The 16,796-nt window shown below is 67.4% G+C and carries 15 protein-coding genes; 11 read left to right on the forward strand and 4 right to left on the reverse strand.

Features of this window, described 5'->3' with window-relative positions:
• The first annotated feature begins 2 nt into the window (after positions 1 to 2).
• Positions 3 to 1,919: a CocE/NonD family hydrolase gene (locus tag AC07NY_RS18135; protein ID WP_494584988.1), complete on the forward strand. Its 1,917-nt coding sequence runs from the start codon at positions 3 to 5 to the stop codon at positions 1,917 to 1,919.
• A 214-nt stretch (positions 1,920 to 2,133) separates the two neighbouring features.
• Positions 2,134 to 3,684, forward strand: coding sequence for an ABC transporter substrate-binding protein (locus AC07NY_RS18140; protein ID WP_494584989.1), 1,551 nt, complete (start codon positions 2,134 to 2,136; stop codon positions 3,682 to 3,684).
• A 138-nt stretch (positions 3,685 to 3,822) separates the two neighbouring features.
• Here AC07NY_RS18140 and AC07NY_RS18145 read toward each other — a convergent pair whose 3' ends face one another.
• Positions 3,823 to 4,740, reverse strand: a complete 918-nt coding sequence (locus tag AC07NY_RS18145) for a LysR substrate-binding domain-containing protein (protein ID WP_494584990.1) — start codon at positions 4,738 to 4,740, stop codon at positions 3,823 to 3,825.
• A 92-nt stretch (positions 4,741 to 4,832) separates the two neighbouring features.
• Between AC07NY_RS18145 and AC07NY_RS18150 the strand changes: the two genes are divergently transcribed.
• Genes AC07NY_RS18150 through AC07NY_RS18175 form a run of 6 tightly spaced genes read left to right on the forward strand, consistent with a single transcriptional unit; the run spans position 4,833 to position 10,577 of the window.
• Entirely contained in the window at positions 4,833 to 5,951 is a 1,119-nt protein-coding gene (locus tag AC07NY_RS18150; RefSeq protein ID WP_494584991.1) for an NAD(P)/FAD-dependent oxidoreductase, read from the forward strand.
• On the forward strand, positions 5,932 to 6,228 hold the full coding sequence (locus AC07NY_RS18155) for a (2Fe-2S)-binding protein (RefSeq protein WP_494584992.1): 297 nt from the start codon (positions 5,932 to 5,934) through the stop codon (positions 6,226 to 6,228). The genes AC07NY_RS18150 and AC07NY_RS18155 overlap by 20 nt, the downstream gene beginning before the upstream one ends.
• Positions 6,225 to 7,643, forward strand: coding sequence for an FAD/NAD(P)-dependent oxidoreductase (locus AC07NY_RS18160; protein WP_494584993.1), 1,419 nt, complete (start codon positions 6,225 to 6,227; stop codon positions 7,641 to 7,643). Before AC07NY_RS18155 ends, AC07NY_RS18160 begins: the two co-directional genes overlap by 4 nt.
• Positions 7,640 to 8,770 carry an NAD(P)/FAD-dependent oxidoreductase gene (locus AC07NY_RS18165; protein WP_494584994.1) on the forward strand — a complete coding sequence of 377 codons (1,131 nt, stop codon included), beginning with the start codon at positions 7,640 to 7,642 and terminating at the stop codon, positions 8,768 to 8,770. The genes AC07NY_RS18160 and AC07NY_RS18165 overlap by 4 nt, the downstream gene beginning before the upstream one ends.
• Positions 8,767 to 9,711: an ABC transporter permease gene (locus AC07NY_RS18170; RefSeq protein ID WP_494584995.1), complete on the forward strand. Its 945-nt coding sequence runs from the start codon at positions 8,767 to 8,769 to the stop codon at positions 9,709 to 9,711. The genes AC07NY_RS18165 and AC07NY_RS18170 overlap by 4 nt, the downstream gene beginning before the upstream one ends.
• Positions 9,708 to 10,577, forward strand: coding sequence for an ABC transporter permease (locus AC07NY_RS18175; protein ID WP_494584996.1), 870 nt, complete (start codon positions 9,708 to 9,710; stop codon positions 10,575 to 10,577). The genes AC07NY_RS18170 and AC07NY_RS18175 overlap by 4 nt, the downstream gene beginning before the upstream one ends.
• A gap of 144 nt (positions 10,578 to 10,721) precedes the next feature.
• On the opposite strand, the gene AC07NY_RS18180 is transcribed toward AC07NY_RS18175, so the two are convergent.
• The 3 genes from AC07NY_RS18180 to AC07NY_RS18190 are packed head-to-tail and all read right to left on the reverse strand — an operon-like array spanning position 10,722 to position 13,654.
• Positions 10,722 to 12,209 (reverse strand): tripartite tricarboxylate transporter permease, encoded by a 1,488-nt coding sequence (locus AC07NY_RS18180; RefSeq protein WP_494584997.1) that lies wholly within the window; start codon positions 12,207 to 12,209, stop codon positions 10,722 to 10,724.
• A gap of 3 nt (positions 12,210 to 12,212) precedes the next feature.
• Positions 12,213 to 12,680 (reverse strand): tripartite tricarboxylate transporter TctB family protein, encoded by a 468-nt coding sequence (locus tag AC07NY_RS18185; protein ID WP_494584998.1) that lies wholly within the window; start codon positions 12,678 to 12,680, stop codon positions 12,213 to 12,215.
• The gene (locus tag AC07NY_RS18190; protein WP_494584999.1) at positions 12,677 to 13,654 is read right to left on the reverse strand and encodes a tripartite tricarboxylate transporter substrate binding protein; all 978 of its coding nucleotides are present in this window, start codon (positions 13,652 to 13,654) and stop codon (positions 12,677 to 12,679) included. Before AC07NY_RS18190 ends, AC07NY_RS18185 begins: the two co-directional genes overlap by 4 nt.
• A gap of 139 nt (positions 13,655 to 13,793) precedes the next feature.
• Between AC07NY_RS18190 and AC07NY_RS18195 the strand changes: the two genes are divergently transcribed.
• The 3 genes from AC07NY_RS18195 to AC07NY_RS18205 all read left to right on the forward strand — a co-directional run bounded on the left by AC07NY_RS18195 (position 13,794) and on the right by AC07NY_RS18205 (position 16,795).
• A complete protein-coding gene (locus AC07NY_RS18195; RefSeq protein ID WP_492283563.1) occupies positions 13,794 to 14,762 on the forward strand; it encodes a LysR family transcriptional regulator in 969 nt (322 codons plus the stop codon).
• 81 nt (positions 14,763 to 14,843) lie between these two features.
• A complete protein-coding gene (locus AC07NY_RS18200) occupies positions 14,844 to 15,998 on the forward strand; it encodes a mandelate racemase/muconate lactonizing enzyme family protein (RefSeq protein ID WP_492283562.1) in 1,155 nt (384 codons plus the stop codon).
• A gap of 11 nt (positions 15,999 to 16,009) precedes the next feature.
• The gene (locus AC07NY_RS18205) at positions 16,010 to 16,795 is read left to right on the forward strand and encodes an SDR family oxidoreductase (protein ID WP_494585000.1); all 786 of its coding nucleotides are present in this window, start codon (positions 16,010 to 16,012) and stop codon (positions 16,793 to 16,795) included.
• Position 16,796: the final 1 nt, after the last annotated feature.

The following is a 16,796-nucleotide window of genomic DNA, read 5'->3' on the forward strand; positions in this document are numbered from 1 at the left end:
CGATGAAGGCCGCCAGTCCCGTCGTCGCTCCGGAGAGCGGCGATGACGTCGTCACGCTGAAGGACGTCATGGTGACGATGCGGGACGGCGTCCGGCTCGCCACCGATGTCTACCTGCCGGCGCAAAATGGGCAGGCGCTTCCGGGGCCTTTCCCGGTCGTGATGGAGCGCACGCCCTATGGCAAGGCCGAGCGCTCGCGTTCCGAGATCGGTCGCGACGACGCTAAGCCGATGGCCCGCGCCGATGTCGCAGCCCATTTCGTCCGGGCCGGCTATGCGGTGGTCTATCAGGATTGCCGCGGCCGCTACGGCTCGGAGGGCGAGTTCGTCAAATACGTTTCCGATGCCGAGGATGGCTACGACACCTGTGCCTGGATCGTGGGCCAGCCCTGGTGCAACGGCCGGATCGGCACGATGGGCCTGTCCTATGCCGCCCATACCCAAGCGGCTCTGGCTTCGCTGACGCCGCCCGGCCTTGCCTGCATGATCCTCGATTCCGGCGGCTTCTCCAACGCCTTCTCGTGCGGCATCCGCCAGGGCGGCGCCTTCGAGCTCAAGCAGGCGACCTGGGCCTATAACCGGGCGCAGGAAAGCCCGGACGCGCTCGCCGACCCCGTCGTGGCGGCCGGCCTCGCGGCGGAGAACCTGCACGCCTGGTTCCGCGTGATGCCGTGGAGCGAGGGGCGCTCGCCGGTGCGCTGGGTGCCGGAATACGAGACCTACCTGCTCGACCAGTGGCGAGCCGGCACCTTCGGCCCGGAATGGAAACGGCCGGGCCTGTGGCTGGAGGGCTTCTACGACGCGGTGCCCGACATCCCGATCCTGCTGATGTCGAGCTGGTACGACGTCTATGTGAAGACCACCTTCGACAATTTCGCGGGCCTCAGTGCTTCGGGCCGCCGGCATCTCAACGTCATCATGGGGGCCGGGCTGCACGGCAACCGCCAGTCGACCTTCGCGGGCGATGTCTCCTTCGGCGAGGCCGCGCCCTTCGACGGGAATGTCGGCGCGAACTGGCTCGATTTCCGCAAGCGCTGGTTCGATCGCTGGCTCAGGGACGAGCCGAATGGGCTGGAAGCCGACCCGACCTTACGCCTGTTCCTGATGGGCGGCGGTTCGGGCGAGAAGGATGCCGATGGGCGCCTCGTCCAAGGCGGGCGCTGGATCGAGACCTCGCACTGGCCGCTGCCCGGCACGGACCAGCAAGCCTGGTACATTCACGCCAACGGCCGGCTCTCGCGCGACGCGCCGGCTCCTGACGCTGCGCCGCTGACCTATGATTTCGACCCGGCCGACCCCGTGCCGACCATCGGCGGCGCGCTGACCAGCGGCCAGCCGATCTTCGAGGGCGGCGGCTTCGACCAGCGCGAGGGACCGCGCTTCTTCGGCTCGCGCGATGCCGGCATGCCCTTGATAGCGCGGCGCGACGTGCTCGCCTTCGAAAGCTTGCCGCTTGAGGAGGACATGGCGGTGATCGGGCCGATCACGGTCGAGCTCTGGGTCGCCTCCGACGCGCTCGACACGGATTTCACCGCCAAGCTGGTCGACATGCATCCGCCCTCAGTGGATTATCCGACCGGCTTCGCGCTCAACCTGACGGACGGCATCTTCCGTTGCCGCTATCGCCAGTCCTGGGAGAAGCCGGAGCCGATCGAGCCGGAGGTGCCGTTCCGGATCACCATCGAGCCCTTCGCGACGGCGGCGCTGTTCAAGGCCGGGCATCGGATCAGACTCGACATCTCCTCCTCGAACTTCCCGAAATTCGATGTGAACCCCAATACCTTCGACCCGGAAGGGCAGGGGCGCCGGCGGCGGATCGCCCGCAACACGGTGTTCTGCGACGGCGCGCGCCCGTCCCGCATCATGGTTCCCGTCGTGCCCCTGTCCTCGCTGTCCGGCCTGTCGAGCGTCACGGAATGACGCGCGACCCTTTGGCGGTAGGCTGAACACGGCCGCTGAAACGTCCAAGGTCAGAGTTCAGCTGCAATCGAGACCTTTGGAGATTTGCAAGACAACGCCGCCGATCGTCGGGAGGACCATAACCAATCAGAATACACTCCGCCCGATTTCGACTTGGACAGCTTGGGATCGCTCCGCCCACACTGGCTCAAAGACGAGAAATCGAGGGGGTAGCATGATGAAGAATTCCGTCATCGGTCTGGCTGGTCTGATGCTCGCCGCATGCTTGCCGGCCCCGGGGCAGGCCCAGGAAGCCGTGCTGCGCGTTGCCGCCGACGGCGACGTCTCGACGCTCGATGCGCATCGCGCCAGCGCCACCAGCGACAAGAGCGTGGTCGGCTGGATCTACAACGCGCTCGTCCGCTTCAAGCCGGGCAGCGCCGACCCCAAGGATATCGAGCCGGACCTGGCCGAGCGCTGGGAGCAGTCGCCGGACGGCAGGGTCTGGACCTTCCACCTGCGCAAGGACGTCAGGTTCCAGGGCGATTGGGGCACGCTTTCGGCCGATGACGTCGTCTATTCGCTCCAGCGCTCGGCCGATCCCAAGCGCTCGACCTTTTCCTCGGATTTCGCGGCGATCGAGAAAGTCGAGAAGCTCGATGACCTGACCGTGCGGGTCTCCCTGAAATATCCGGACGTCAATTTCCTTGGGCGGGTGACGAATTATCACGGCGGCAACATCGTCAGCCGCAAGGCCGCAGAGCAGCTCGGCGACAAGTTCGGCGGCCGCCCCGTTGGCACTGGTCCCTTCGCCTTCGTCGAACAGGTGACCCAGCAATACGTGAAGCTCGCCGCCAACCCGACCTATTTCCGCGGCAAGCCGAAGATCGACACGATCATGGTGCGCAACATTCCCTCGGACAGCGCCCGCGAGCTCGCCTTCACCTCGGGCGAGGTCGATCTGATGTATGCCAAGCGCGAGCAGCGCTGGGTCGATTCCGCCCGCAAGCGCCCCGGATTCAACATCGAGATTTTCCGGCCGGGCGAATACCGGCTGCTCCACATCAACCAGAGCGTGCCGCCGCTCGACGATATCCGCGTGCGCCGCGCCATCGCCGCCGCCGTGAATGTCGACGACCTCGTGCGCTATGTCGGCAAGGATGTCGGGCCGAAGGGCTGCTCGGTCGTGCCGCCCGGCTATCTCGGCGAGGATTGCTCCGTCCGCTACGCGTTCGACCTCGCCAAGGCCAAGGCCCTGCTGGCCGAGGCCGGCCACAAGGAGGGCATCACGGTCAAGGCCATCGTCTCCAACATCTCGGCGCAGCAGCCGATCATGGAGATCATCCAGGCGCAGCTCGCCAAGGCGGGGATCAAGCTCGACATGCAGGTCGTCGACCACGCGACCTATCAGAGCCAGACGCGCAAGGACCTGAGCGGCGTGGTGTTCTACGGCGCGGCGCGCTTTCCGATCGCGGACACCTATCTCAGCGAGTTCTTCCACTCGCGCGCCACGGTGAACACGCCGACCGCTGCGACCAATTTCTCGCATTGCAAGGTTGGCGACCAGGAGATCGAGCAGGCGCGGACCGCCTCGGATGCAGAGGCGCAGAAGGCCCTGTGGAAGGAAGCCCAGCGCAAGATCATGGAGGATGTCTGCGCCATCCCGCTATTCGAGCTGCGGCAGGTCTGGGCGCGCAGCGACCGGCTCGATTTCGGCTATGAGCTGAAGGGGTCGATGAACCTGGCTCCGCCGATCACGGAAGCCGCCACCCTGAAGGCGCGCTGAAGCGGACGCGAGATGCGAAACGACGGAGATCGCGTGTCGGATTTGGCCATGTCGCGGCCTTCCGCCTGTCCCCCCTGACGGCGCAACTGCGCGCGGGCGACCGCGCGCAGTTGCTGCGCGCGCTCGCGACCGTCCGGCTCAGTCCGGCATAAGGATCGTCCGCGAGATCTCCTCGGCTGCGGACCGGGCGCCTTCGAGGAAGGCGTCGACCAGTCGGGCGTTGCGGCTGTCGCGGATGCGGCACAGCTGGAAGTCGAGCTTGACTGCGGGTTCGAAGCTTCGGATCGCGACCCTGCCGCGCAGGCCCCCGACGGCCGAGGGGTGAACCAGTGATATGCCGACGCCGGCGGCGACGAACTCGCACAGCGTCGGCGAAATGCTCACCACCATGACGACATTGGGTGCGACGCCATGGGCGTCGAAGACCTGACCGATCCGTCGGTTCGTGAAGCTCTCCGGATCGAATGAGACGAAGTCGACCCCGTCGATATCGGCGGGCTTGATCACGCTCTTCTCCGCCAGCGGATGCCCGAGCGGCATGATGCAGACGAGCGGATGGGCCATCAGCGGCTCGGAGACGATATAGGGATTGTCGATCGGCGCGACGGTGAAGCCGACATCGAGCTTGCGCGTGACGAGCCCGTCCGCGATCCATTGCGAGCTGCGCGACTGCACCGAGCAGAAGACCTTCGGTTGGCTCGCGAGAAAGCGGCAGGTCGCCTGCTGGATGAAGGCGCCAGAGAGGGCCGGCATCACGCCGATCAGCAGCCGGCTCTGCTCGTCGCGGCGGATGGCGTCGACGGCGTTCTCGACCTGCCGGACGCCTGCGAAAATCCGGTCGATCTCCTCGTAGAGCCGCATGCCGCGCCGCGTCGCCACGAGCCGGCCCTTGACCCGGTCGAACAGGCGCAAGCCCGTATCCTCTTCGAGATGGGCGATCAGCTTGCTCATCGCTGGCTGGGAGATGTTCATCATCTCGGCCGCGCGGCTCACCGTGCCGTACTCGATCACCGCCTTGAAGGCCTCGACCTGTCGCAGGTTGAGCCGCCTGACCATGCCATAACCCTGAAGAATAGAAGGGAGAGAAATACGACTTTGACGAAATACAACATGGCTTCCTAACGTCACGGCCGGCAAGGGAAATTCGCATGCGGCCGGACATCATAGTCATCGGAGGGGGAACGGTCGGGGCGGCTATCGCCTACGGCCTCGCGCGGCGGGCGGAGAAGGTCCTGCTGCTCGATGGCGAGGATGGCGACTTCCGGGCCGCACGCGCCAATTTCGGGTTGGTCTGGCTACAGGGCAAGGGGCTCGGCATGCCCGCCTATCAGGCCCTGACACGCCACAGCATCGGCTTGTGGCGCGACTTTTCCGACGGGCTCGAAGCCGAGACCGGAACCGATCTCTGCTACGAGCAGAACGGGGGGCTTGCCTTTTGCCTGGGGGAGGAGGGCTTCGAGAAGCGGCGCCTCGAACTCATGCGCCTCCATAACCAGCGCGGCGCCGGCGAGCCGGATTGGGAGATGCTCGACCGGCCGGCGCTGGAGCGCCTTCTGCCCAAGGCGGGGCTGGGGCCCGACGTGTCGGGCGCGAGCTTCGGCCGCCATGACGGCCACACCAATCCGCTCCGGCTTCTGGCCGCGCTGCATGGCGGGCTGCTGCGCCTCGGCGGCGGCATCCGCCACCGTGCGCCGGTCGAGCGGATCGAGAAGGCCGGAGCGGATTTCCAGCTCGTGCTGGCCGGTGAGACCGTGAGCGCGCCGCGTATCGTCATCGCCGCCGGCCTCGGCTCGACGCAGCTCGGCCGTCAGGTTGGGCTCGACGTGCCGGTGCACCCGGAACGCGGCCAGGTTCTCGTCACTGAGCGGCTCGCCCCCTTCCTGCCGCTGCCGGTGAGCGGCCTGCGCCAGACGACCGAGGGCACCGTGATGATCGGCGCGACCAAGGACAGGGTCGGCCTCGACGCCTCGACGACGACGGAGGCGGCGGCCGGGCTGAGCCGCAAGACGGTCAGGATGATCCCGGCGCTCGCGCGTGTCGGACTCATCCGGCAGTGGGCCGGCCTGCGGATCATGACGCCCGACAGCTACCCGATCTATGCCCAGTCCGAGAGTCATCCCGGCGCCTTCGTCGCACTCTGCCATTCCGGCGTGACGCTCGCGGCCTTCCATGCCGAGATGCTGGCCGGGGCGATCGCCGCCGGCTCGCTGCCCGAGAGCTTTTCCCCCTTCCACCAGAGACGCTTCGATGTTCCGCAAGCTGCATGATCCGGGGCCGGCAACCGTGACGGTCCATATCGACGGGCGCCCGGTCAGGGCCGAAGCCGGCGAGAGCATCGCCGCGCTGCTCATGCGCCAGCCCGAAGGCTGGAGCCGGACGACGCCGGTCTCCGAAAGCCGCCGCGCGCCCTATTGCATGATGGGCGTCTGCTTCGAATGCCTCGTTGAGGTCGATGGTCAGGGTTCCGTGCAGGGATGCCTGACGCCGGTGCGGGACGGCATGTCGGTCACCCGACAGCAGGGCCGCCGGAGCCTCTCGGTATGAGCAACGCGCATCCCGACCTCAGCCATACCGATCTCCTGATCGTCGGCGCCGGGCCGGCCGGCATGGCCGCCGCCGTGACGGCGCGCCAGCACGGCCTTTCCGTGCGGGTGGTCGACGACCAGCCGGCGCCCGGCGGCCAGATCTGGCGCGCCATCGAGACCGTCGCCGCGACGCCGCGCCTCGCTCGCCTCGGCGAAGCCTATCGTGCGGGCGTCGACCGGGCTGCCGCCTTCCGCGCCTGCGGCGCGCTCTACGAGCCGCAGGCTCAGCTCTGGCAGATCGAGCCCGGCTTTCGCGCCTTCCTGAGCCGCGACGGCAAGGCCCGCAGCGTCACGGCGGAGGCGATCATCCTCGCCACCGGCGCGCAGGAGCGCCCCGTGCCGTTCCCGGGATGGACGCTGCCTGGCGTGCTGACGGTCGGTGCCGCGCAGATCCTGCTGAAGACCGCCGATTCCGTGCCGGACAAGCCGGTCTGGATTGCCGGCTGCGGGCCGTTGCCGCTGCTCTACATGACGCAGCTCGTCGCGGCGGGCGGGCGGATCGCCGGCTTCCTCGACACCACGCCTCGCGGTCGCCTCGCACCGGCCTTGCGCCATCTGCCGCAGGCGATCGGGCGGTTCGGCGATCTCCTGAAGGGTTTGTCCTGGTCGCTCGCGCTGAAGCGGGCCGGCTTCCCGATCATCCGTCACATCGCGGAGCTGCGCGCCGAGGGCGACGGGCGCCTCGAAAGCCTGCGCTACCGCACTGAGGACGGACGGGAGGCACAGGTCGCGGCCGAGGTGCTGCTCGTCCATGAAGGTGTCGTGCCGAACATCCACGCCGCGCTCGCGCTCGGCTGTGCGATGACATGGAACGCCGGCCAGCACTGTCAGGTGCCGGTGCTCGACGCCTGGGGCGAGACCACGCAGGCGAAGATATTCGTCGCCGGCGATGGCGCTGGCATCGGCGGGGCCGAGGCGGCGGAGCCGCGTGGGCGGCTCGCGGCACTGCGGGTCGCGAGCAGGCTTGGAAAGCTGGGTGAGGGCTCCGCTGAAACGGCGGCACGAACCGAGCGGGCCACGCTGGCGCTCGCGCTCGCGCTGCGCCCCTTCCTCGATGCGCTCTATGCGCCGCGCCCTCAGGTCTTCGCACCGGCCGACGAAACGCTGGTCTGCCGTTGCGAGGAGGTCACGGCCGGTGAATTGCGCATGCGTGCCGCTCAGGGCCGGCCCGGCCCGAACCAGCTCAAGGCCTTCACTCGCGCCGGCATGGGGCCGTGCCAGGGCCGGCAATGCGGCTACACCATGGCCCATATCGTCGCCGCGGTTCAGGACAGGCCGGTCGAGCAGGTCGGCTTCTACCGCATCCGGCCACCGCTGAAGCCGGTGACGCTCGGCGAGCTTGCCAGCCTCGACGAGCGGGAGCCGGCCGCATGAACGCGGAAAGCTTCGACGTCGCCGTCATCGGCGGCGGCCTGCATGGCCTTTCCGCGGCCCTGCATCTGGCCCGCGCCGGCCGGCGCGTCGTGGTAATCGAGCGGCGCTGGACCGGCCGTCACGCCTCGGGTGCGACCGCTGCGGGGGTGCGCACGCTCAACCGCGATCTCGCCGAGGTGCCGATCTCGCTGGAGGCCATGGCGATGTGGCACCGGATCGAGGAGATCGTCGGCGACGATTGCGGCTTCCAGGCGCAGGGCCAGCTCAATGTCGCGGAGCGGGACGAGCACATGCCGGCCCTGATCCAGCGCGAGGCGAGGATGCGTGGTCTCGGCTATGCGCATGAGGAGCTGATCGACGCGCAGGAGCTGCGTCGCCTGGCGCCGGCGCTGAGCCCGCATTGCGTCGGTGCGCTGGTGGCGCGGCGCGACGGCGCCGCCGATCCGCACCGGACCATCCTGGCCTTTCGCCGCGCCTGCGAGGCAGAGGGTGTCGTCATCGCCGAGGCCTGCGGCGTCGAGACGGTCGACCGGCAGGGGGAGGACTGGCTGCTGGTCTGCGGCGCCAGCCGCTTTCGCGCGCCCGTCGTCGTCAATGCGGCCGGCGCCTGGGCGGGGCGGCTCGCGGCGCTGTTCGGCGACGACATCGCGCTCGGTGTGCGCGCCTCCATGATGATCGTGACGGAGCGTCTCGCGCCGCTGCTTGCCCCTGTCGTCAGCGTCGTCGGCCGGGCACTCTCCTTCAAGCAGGCGAGCCAGGGCACGCTCGTGATCGGTGGCGGCCTGCAGGGCACGGCTGATCTCGACCGGGAGCGCAGCACGGTGAATTTCCGCGAGCTCGCCAAGGGCGCGCGCGCCGCCAGCGATCTCTTCCCGGCCGTGCGCGGCGTGCGCATCGCCCGCTGCTGGACGGGGATCGAGGCGCAGACGCGCGATCACCTGCCGGTGATCGGCGCCTCGCCCCGTGTTGCCGGGCTGGTCCATGCCTTCGGCTTCTCGGGGCACGGCTTCCAGCTCGTGCCGGTCGTCGGATCGATCCTCGCCGAACTCGTCGTCGAGGGCCGCACCCGCCGCGAGATCGCAGCCTTCGCACCGCAACGCCTGATGCAGGAAAGGGTCGCCGCATGACAGGCTTCTTCGTCAGACGTCTTTTGCTCGCCATACCGACGCTGTTCGTGATGCTGACGGCGATCTTCGTGCTGGTCCGGCTCGTGCCGGGCGACGCCGCCTCCGTCATCCTCGGCGATCAGGCGAGCGCCGCTTCGCTCGCGGCTTTGCGCGAGAAGCTCGGCCTCGACCAGCCGGTCCATGTCCAGTACCTCGCTTTCATCGGCAAGGTTCTGACCGGCGATCTCGGCCAGTCGCTCAGCAGCGGCCGCAATGTCATCCAGGAGGTGCTGCTCGTCCTGCCCTCGACCATCGAGCTGACGGTCGCGGCCATCGTGATCGGCCTCGCTTTCGGCCTGCCGCTGGGCGTCGCGGCCGCGCTCGCCCGCAACGGCTGGGTCGACTATGTCGCGCGCGTCGTCTCGCTGGTCGGCCTGTCCTTCCCAGCCTTCGTCTCTGGCATCCTGATGCTGATCGTCTTCGCGATCCAGCTCGGCTGGTTCCCCGTGCTCGGCAATACCAGCGGCTCCGGCGACCTGACGGAGAGGCTGCGGGCGCTGGCGCTGCCGGCGCTCAATCTCGGCATCATCATGACGGCCTATGTGATGCGCGTGACCCGCGCGGCGATGCTCGGCGTGTTGACCGAGGACTATATTCGCACCGCCCGCGCCAAGGGCGTCAGCCCCGGCCAGCTCGTCGTGACGCATGCGCTGCGCAACAGCCTGATCCCGATCATCACGGTGGTCGGGCTCTATTTCGGCACGCTGATCGGCAATTCCGTGCTGACCGAGATCATCTTCAACCGCCCGGGCCTCGGCAAGCTGATCATCGGTGCATTGAACGCCCGCGACTACACGCTGCTGCAGGGGCTGATGATCATCTTCGCCATCTGCGTGATCGTCGTGAACACGTTGACGGACCTGGCCTATGGCCTCGTCGACCCGAGGGTGAAATACACATGAGCGCCGTCGCCACCACCACCGTCGACATCCGGCCGGGCGGCCTCTGGCTCGCCTTCAGCCAGAACAAGCTCGCCTGGATCGGTCTGGTCCTGCTTGCGTTCATCATCTGCGTCGCGGCGCTTGCGCCCTGGATCGCGCCGCATGATCCCCTCGAGCAGAACATCGTCGCCCGGCTCGAGCCGCCTTCGGCCGAGTTCTGGCTCGGCACCGACTCCTATGGGCGCGACGTGCTCTCGCGCCTGATCTACGGCGCCCGCATCTCGCTCTTCGTCGGCTTCTTCGCGATCCTGATCGCGATGCTGGTCGGCACGGCGATCGGCGTCGTCGCCGGCTATATCGGCGGCCTCTTCGATCAGATCGTCATGGGCGTGCTCGACGTGATGCTGGCCTTCCCGACGCTGCTGCTCGGCCTGATGATCGCGGCCATGCTCGGGGCCAGCCTGGAGAACCTGATCATCGCGATCGCGGTGACCGAGATCGCGCCCTTCGCCCGCGTCGCCCGCGCCCCGACGATCACGCTGCGCCAGCGCGACTTCGTCGAGGCGAGCCGCTCCTATGGCTGCGGCCCGTTCCGGATCATGACGCGGCACATCCTGCCCAACATGCTCTCCGATGTCGTGGTGATGAGTTCGCTCTGGCTCGCCTCCGCCATCCGCACTGAAGCCTCGCTCAGCTTCATCGGGCTCGGCGTGCCGCCGCCGGCCGCGACCTGGGGCGGCATGATCCGCGAGGGCTTCGAGAACATCCTCGACGCCTGGTGGCTGGCAGTCTTCCCAAGCCTTGCGATCCTGGCGACGGTGTTCGCACTCAACCTGCTCGGCGATGCCTTGCGCGATGCCGCCGATCCGAAGTCGCGCGCACGTTGACGGCGCGTGGTCACGGGTCCGGCTGTTTGCCGCAGAAGGAGAGAAGGCCGGTTTCCGTGTCCGCCCCAGCGTTTCGGTGAACGCTGATTGCCGCCCCAGGGCAGTGGCCCGGGGCGGCTCGCATCGCGCGTGGAATGACCCCACCTAGGCGCCCGCGGCTTTCGGGCGCCGCAACAGGGCGGCCGTGGCCGGCATGACGATGCTGGCGATCGCGACGGCCAGCAGCAGTGCCGAGATCGGCCGCGTGACGAAGATCGAGAAATCCCCGCGCGACATCGAGAGGGCTTGTCGCATGGCGGTCTCGAAGATCGGCCCCAGCACCAGCCCGAGGACGAGGGGCGCCGCCGGCCAGGAAAAGCGCTTCATCAGCCAGCCCAGCACGCCGAAGCCGATCAGCAGCCAGCAATCCTGGAGACTGTTCGAATTGGCGAAGGCGCCGAGCAGGCAAATCGCGAGAATCTGCGGATAAAGCCAGCTGTAGCGGATGTTGAGCAGCCGGGCGAATACGCCGGCAAGCGGCATGTTGAGGATCAGGAGCAGGACATTGGCGATGTACAGGCTCGCGATGACGCCCCAGATCAGCGTCGCGTTGGTGGTGAACATGTCGGGGCCGGGCCGCATGCCGAACATGATCAGCGCGCCCAGCATCAGAGCGGTCGTGCCGGAGCCCGGGATGCCGAGCGCGAACATCGGCACCATGTTGCCGGATACGGCGGAGTTATTGGCGGCCTCCGGTCCGGCCACGCCCTCGATCGCCCCGTGCCCGAAACGCTCGGGCGTCTTGGAGACCTTCTTTTCAACGACATAGGCCATGAAGGATGCAATCGTCGCTCCCGCAGCCGGGAGGATGCCGACGATGAAGCCGACCAGGGTTCCGCGCAGGATCGACCAGCGCGAGGCCCGCCAGTGCTCGCGGGTCGGGAAGGCCGGTCCGACCTCGATCGCCTTCTGCGAGGCGGTGTCGCGGCAGGTCGCCAGAACCTCACCGACACCAAAGATGGCGACGGCGATGATGACGAAATCGATGCCGTCGATCAGCCAGAGCTGGTCGAAGGTGTAGCGACCGACGCCGCTCTGCTTGTCGATGCCGATCGTGCCGATGACGAGGCCGAGCATGCCGCCGGCCAGCCCCTTCGCCACCGAGCCCCCGACCGCGGCAAGCGCGGTCAGCCCGAGCAGGACGAGCGAGAAATACTCGGGCGGCCCGAAGGCGAGCGCGAGCTTGGACAGGGGCGGCGCGAGCAGCATCAGGCCGACGGTGCCCAAAGTTCCGGCGATGAAGGAGGCGAGCGCCGCCATGCCGAGCGCCGGCCCGGCCTGGCCCTGCTGCGCGAGCTTGTGGCCGTCGATCGCGGTCATCACGCTGCTGGCCTCGCCGGGGACGTTGAGGAGGACCGCGGTCAGCGTGCCGCCATATTGGGAGCCGGCATAGAGGCCGGAGAACATGATCAGCGTGCCCGTCGGGTCCGCGCCGATGGTCAGGGGCAGCAGCAAGGCGATCGCCGCGGAGGGGCCGATGCCCGGCAGCGCGCCGATGATCTGGCCCATCATCACGCCGGCAAAGCACATCATCAGGTAATAGGGCGTGAAGGCGGTGGCGAAGCCGCCCGCCAGGTTCGCGAGTTGGTCCATCGGTCAGAATCCCCAGGGGCCTTGCGGCAGGGTCACGGACAGCCAGCGGTCGAAGACGACGTAGTAGACGGCGGTCACCGCCGCAGATGTCGCGATCGACCGGACGAGGGGCAGGCGTTCGATCGCGACATAGGTCACGGCCGTCATCAGGAAGAGGGAGGCTACACCACCGATCAACGGAAAGCCGAGCACGGTCAGGGTCATGAGGCCGATCAGCAGCGCGGGCTTTCCGATCGGCTCTTGGTCGCCGGCCGGCCCTTCATGCCCGATGAAGATGAGCACGGCTCCGGAAAAGACGATCATCAGCGCCCCGTAGATGAAGGGCATCAGCCCGGAATCGGGGCGGGCCCCGTTCCACAGGCCGAGGCGGAGCGCCTCGGCCATCCAGTAGGCGCCCAGCACGATGAGAGCGAGCGGCAGCACGCCTTCGCCGGAGCGCAGGGAGCGCAGGACATTCCTGAACGCGGTCATTTCGCCATCAGCTCCTTGAACACCACTTCCTGCTTGCCGATGTAGTCGAGATAGCCTTGCGCGCTGTGGATCTCGAAGGCCGCGTTGTTCTCGGCGATGTATTTCTTCATCTTGTCGGACGCGATGACCTTGTCGAAGACGCCCTGCCAGTATCTGGCCGCGTCGTCGGACATTCCCTTCGGACCGGCGAAGCCGCGCCAGTTCTGGACGAGAGCATTGCGATGCCCGAGCTCGGCCAGGGTCGGGATGGCGGAAAGCTCACCCTCGTAGCGGGCCTGGCGTGTCGTCGCGAGCGCCCGGATCGCGCCGCTTCCGAGCTGGCCGAGATATTCGCCGGGATTGCTGATCGTGGCGTCGACATTGCCGCCGAGCAAGGCGGTCGTCGTCTCGCCGCCGCCGCTGAAGGTGACGAGGTTGAACTCGGCGCCGATCGCCTTGGCGACGACGCGGGCGGCAATCGTGTCGCCGATTCCGCCGACGGCGAAGGAGACGGCCTGGGGCGAGGCTTTCGCCGCCGCCGCCAGTTCGGCGAAATTCTTGAACTTGGAGTCGCCGCGGACGAGGACGACATAGTCCTCGGCCATGATGTTGGTGAGCGGGCGCAGATCCTTCCAGCCGGTCGCTCCGGGCACCTGGAGCGGCGTCAGGATGGAGGCGGTGTTGATCGGCGTCAGCGTCTCGTTCGAGCTGTTGCGGTTGGCCTTGACCCAACCCCAGCCGACGGCGCCCGAACCGCCGGAGCGGTTCTCCGGCTTGATCACCACAGGCGCGAGCTTCTCCTCGCGGATGATGTCGATCACCTTGCGCGCGAACAGGTCGAGCCCTCCGCCGGGCGCGTAGGAGATGACCATCTGGACATCGCTCTTGGGCGCGTAGCCGCTTTGTCCCACGGCAATGGCGGGCAGGGCGATCAGCGCTCCGGCTCCCAGTGCGGCAGCGAGCCCCTTTGTCACGGTGCGTCGCGAAGATGGCATGATGAAACCCTCCCTTGGTCTCGTGGATTCAGGACCATTGCCGCTCATGGGCGGCTTGGATTGAAACCTAGCGAAGTTTGCGCCGCTCAATAAATTCATTAATGTGGATGATTAGTTTGATTTTCAGAACAGAAGCGCCATGTCCGACAGCACGCTGGGTTCGAACCGGGTCAACCTCAAACTGCTGCAGACCTTCCTGCTGGTTGCGGAAAACAACAGCTTCCGTGAGGCGGCCGACCTGGTTTCGCGCTCCCAGTCGGCGGTCAGCACCCAGATCAAGCAGCTGGAAGACCAGGTCGGTGTCGCCCTGTTCCACCGCACGACGCGCAGAGTGAAGTTGACTGCTGAGGGGGAGCAGCTGCTGGAAAACGCGCGCCGGGCCGTGAACGAGATCGAGCTTGGCCTGCGCAATATCCGCGAGGTCGCCGATATGCGCCGCGGCCGGGTCGCGGTCGCCTGCGCTCCGATGCTGGCGGCCACGCGGCTGCCGCCCATCCTCGCCGCCTTCGAGAAGGAATATCGCGGTGTCCGCATCGTCCTGCAGGAGCTCAAATCGGTCGAGCTGTTCCAGAGCCTGCGCAATGGCGATGTCGATTTCGCCATCGGCCCGGTGGTGGGAGATGGCGATTTCGAGTTCGAGCCGATCATCGTCGAGCCGATCCTGGCGCTCGTACCGCGCAGCCTGATCAAGGAGGATCGCGAGCAGATCAGCTTCGCCGAGCTCGCCGAGCTGCCGATCATCCAGTTCCATGCGACGACGGTCATGGCCCAGCTCGTCGCCCAGGCGGCCAAGGAAAAGGGACTGACGCTCAAGACGCGCTACCAGTGCATCCAGGGGCAGACCCTTGCCGCCCTGGCCGAGGCCGGGCTCGGCGCGTCGATCCTCACCGGTTCGGCGGCCCGGACGGTGACGTCGAACCGCGTCCAGAAGATGCTGATCGTCGAGCCGACGATCACGCAGCATTTCGGCATCGTGCGGGTGCGCGGGCATATGCTCTCGCCGGCCGCCATGCGCCTCGTCGAGCTCATCAAGGCGATGACGGCCGGTGATGCCAGGATGAAGCTCTCCGGCCCGCGCCGGCCGAAACCGATGCGGAAATCAGAATAATCGGTTCGATAATTCGATTATGCTATCGAAATGCGTCTGCTTATAGCTCGGCCCAGTCACACGCTGTGCAGGGCTTTGCAGATGCTCAACCAGACATTCATGTTCGAGACGCAGGTCGCGTCGAGCCGTCAGACGATCGCCAAGATCGAGATCCACCAGCTCAAGAACATCCCGATCCAGCCGCCTCCGTTCCGCGACCTGCCCAAGAAGGAAGGCGCGATGCTGCTGCGGATCGAGACCAATGACGGCGTCGTCGGCTGGGCGACGAGCGGCTACACCCACCCGGTCGTGACCGACCTGATCGACAAATACATCACCCCGCGCATCCTCGGCGAGGACCCCTTCCGGACGGAGCGGATTCCGACGCTGTTCGACCGGCATATCTTCGAGCGGCCGCTTGGGCGCGCCTTCGTCTCGGCCCTGGCGATGATCGACATCGCCCTCTGGGACATCAAGGGCAAGACGCTCGGCAAGCCTGTCCATGTCCTGCTGGGCGGCGCGCGCGACAGGGTCCCGGTCTATGTCACCCATGGCGCGGCCTATGACGGCGCGCCGGTCTACAGCGCCGAGGAACTCGCCGCCGAGGCCGCCCATCTCGTCAAGCTCGGCAACAACCATGTCAAGAACACGGTCGGCCGCCAGGCCATCCCCGATCCCAAGGACGATTATCGCCGCATGAAGGCGATGCGCGAGGCGATCGGGCCCGGCATCCAGCTGTCGATGGATGGCAACCTGCGCATGTCGATCGCGGAGGCGGTGAAGCTGTGCAAGCTCTGCGAGGAACTCGACATCGCCTTCATCGAGGAGCCGATCTACTACAACGACCCGGCTGTCCTCGCGCATCTGCGCAAGCAGACGACGATCGCGGTCGCGGCGGCCGAGAACGAGAGGTTTACTGCGCTGCAATTGCTGCAGGCGGGGGCGGTCGACTTCATCCAGCCCAACATCAACAACGATGGCGGGCTTTCCGCCGCGATCCGCATCGCAGCCCTCGCCAAGGCCTTCAACACCCCGCTCAGCCACGGCAACGGCAACGGCCCGCACAACATCGCGCTGCATGCCGGCCTGTCGAATGGCGGCCTAGTCGAATACCATTTCCACAAGTGGATGACCTACAACGCCCTCTTCGAGGAGGTGCCGCAGCCGCAGGATGGCTGGCTGACCGTCAGCCAGGCGCCCGGCTTCGGCCTCGAGCCGAAGGACGGCATCATCGACACCTACCGCGTTCGCGGCTGAGGGGGCGGATCATGGATCTCGGCCTCGAAGGCAAGGTGGCGCTCGTCCTGGGTGGCGGGGGCGGGTTGGGCAGTGCGATCGCCCGCACGCTGGCGGGAGAGGGCGCGCGCGTGGCGGTCGCGGATATCGACGCCATGGCAGCTGCCGCGACGGCGGATGCAATCAAGGCGCGCGGACAGGATGCCAGCGCGCTGGCCTGGGATCTGGCCGATCTCTCGGTCATCCCGGAGCGTCTCGCAGCGATCGAGGCGGCTCTCGGGCCGGTCGACATCCTCGTCAACATGACCGGCGGGCCGCCGCCGTCGCCGGCCGCAGGACAGGGTGGCGCGCTCTGGCGCAAGTTCTTCGACGGCATGGTGCTCTCGGTGATCGCGATCACCGATGCGGTGCTGCCGGGCATGCGGGAGCGGGGATGGGGACGGATCATCACCTCGACCTCGTCAGGCGTCGTCGCGCCGATCCCGAATCTCGGCCTCTCCAATGCCTTGCGCATGTCGCTGCTCGGCTGGTCGAAGACGCTGGCCGGCGAGGTCGGCGGCGACGGGGTGACCGTCAACATCGTGCTGCCCGGCCGCGTCGCGACCCAGCGCATCACTTTCCTCGACGAGCAGAAGGCCAAGCGCGAAGGGCGCAGTGTCGAGGCGGTCGCGGCTGCCAGCACGGCCTCGATTCCGCTCGGGCGCTATGGCGATCCGCAGGAATATGCCGATGTCGTGGCCTTCCTCGCCAGCGCCCGCGCCTCCTATGTCACCGGCTCGGTCATCCGCGTCGATGGCGGCCTCATCCCGAGCATCTGAG

It is taken from the genome of Allobosea sp. GW821-FHT09G06 (assembly GCF_059416005.1).

Bases quoted from the DNA above. Each gene is read 5' to 3' on its own strand.
- AC07NY_RS18135 (WP_494584988.1), top strand. From the start codon at position 3: ATGAAGGCCGCCAGTCCCGTCGTCGCTCCGGAGAGCGGCGATGACGTC.
- AC07NY_RS18140 (WP_494584989.1), top strand. From the start codon at position 2,134: ATGATGAAGAATTCCGTCATCGGTCTGGCTGGTCTGATGCTCGCCGCA.
- AC07NY_RS18145 (WP_494584990.1), bottom strand. From the start codon at position 4,740: ATGGTCAGGCGGCTCAACCTGCGACAGGTCGAGGCCTTCAAGGCGGTG.
- AC07NY_RS18150 (WP_494584991.1), top strand. From the start codon at position 4,833: ATGCGGCCGGACATCATAGTCATCGGAGGGGGAACGGTCGGGGCGGCT.
- AC07NY_RS18155 (WP_494584992.1), top strand. From the start codon at position 5,932: ATGTTCCGCAAGCTGCATGATCCGGGGCCGGCAACCGTGACGGTCCAT.
- AC07NY_RS18160 (WP_494584993.1), top strand. From the start codon at position 6,225: ATGAGCAACGCGCATCCCGACCTCAGCCATACCGATCTCCTGATCGTC.
- AC07NY_RS18165 (WP_494584994.1), top strand. From the start codon at position 7,640: ATGAACGCGGAAAGCTTCGACGTCGCCGTCATCGGCGGCGGCCTGCAT.
- AC07NY_RS18170 (WP_494584995.1), top strand. From the start codon at position 8,767: ATGACAGGCTTCTTCGTCAGACGTCTTTTGCTCGCCATACCGACGCTG.
- AC07NY_RS18175 (WP_494584996.1), top strand. From the start codon at position 9,708: ATGAGCGCCGTCGCCACCACCACCGTCGACATCCGGCCGGGCGGCCTC.
- AC07NY_RS18180 (WP_494584997.1), bottom strand. From the start codon at position 12,209: ATGGACCAACTCGCGAACCTGGCGGGCGGCTTCGCCACCGCCTTCACG.
- AC07NY_RS18185 (WP_494584998.1), bottom strand. From the start codon at position 12,680: ATGACCGCGTTCAGGAATGTCCTGCGCTCCCTGCGCTCCGGCGAAGGC.
- AC07NY_RS18190 (WP_494584999.1), bottom strand. From the start codon at position 13,654: ATGCCATCTTCGCGACGCACCGTGACAAAGGGGCTCGCTGCCGCACTG.
- AC07NY_RS18195 (WP_492283563.1), top strand. From the start codon at position 13,794: ATGTCCGACAGCACGCTGGGTTCGAACCGGGTCAACCTCAAACTGCTG.
- AC07NY_RS18200 (WP_492283562.1), top strand. From the start codon at position 14,844: ATGCTCAACCAGACATTCATGTTCGAGACGCAGGTCGCGTCGAGCCGT.
- AC07NY_RS18205 (WP_494585000.1), top strand. From the start codon at position 16,010: ATGGATCTCGGCCTCGAAGGCAAGGTGGCGCTCGTCCTGGGTGGCGGG.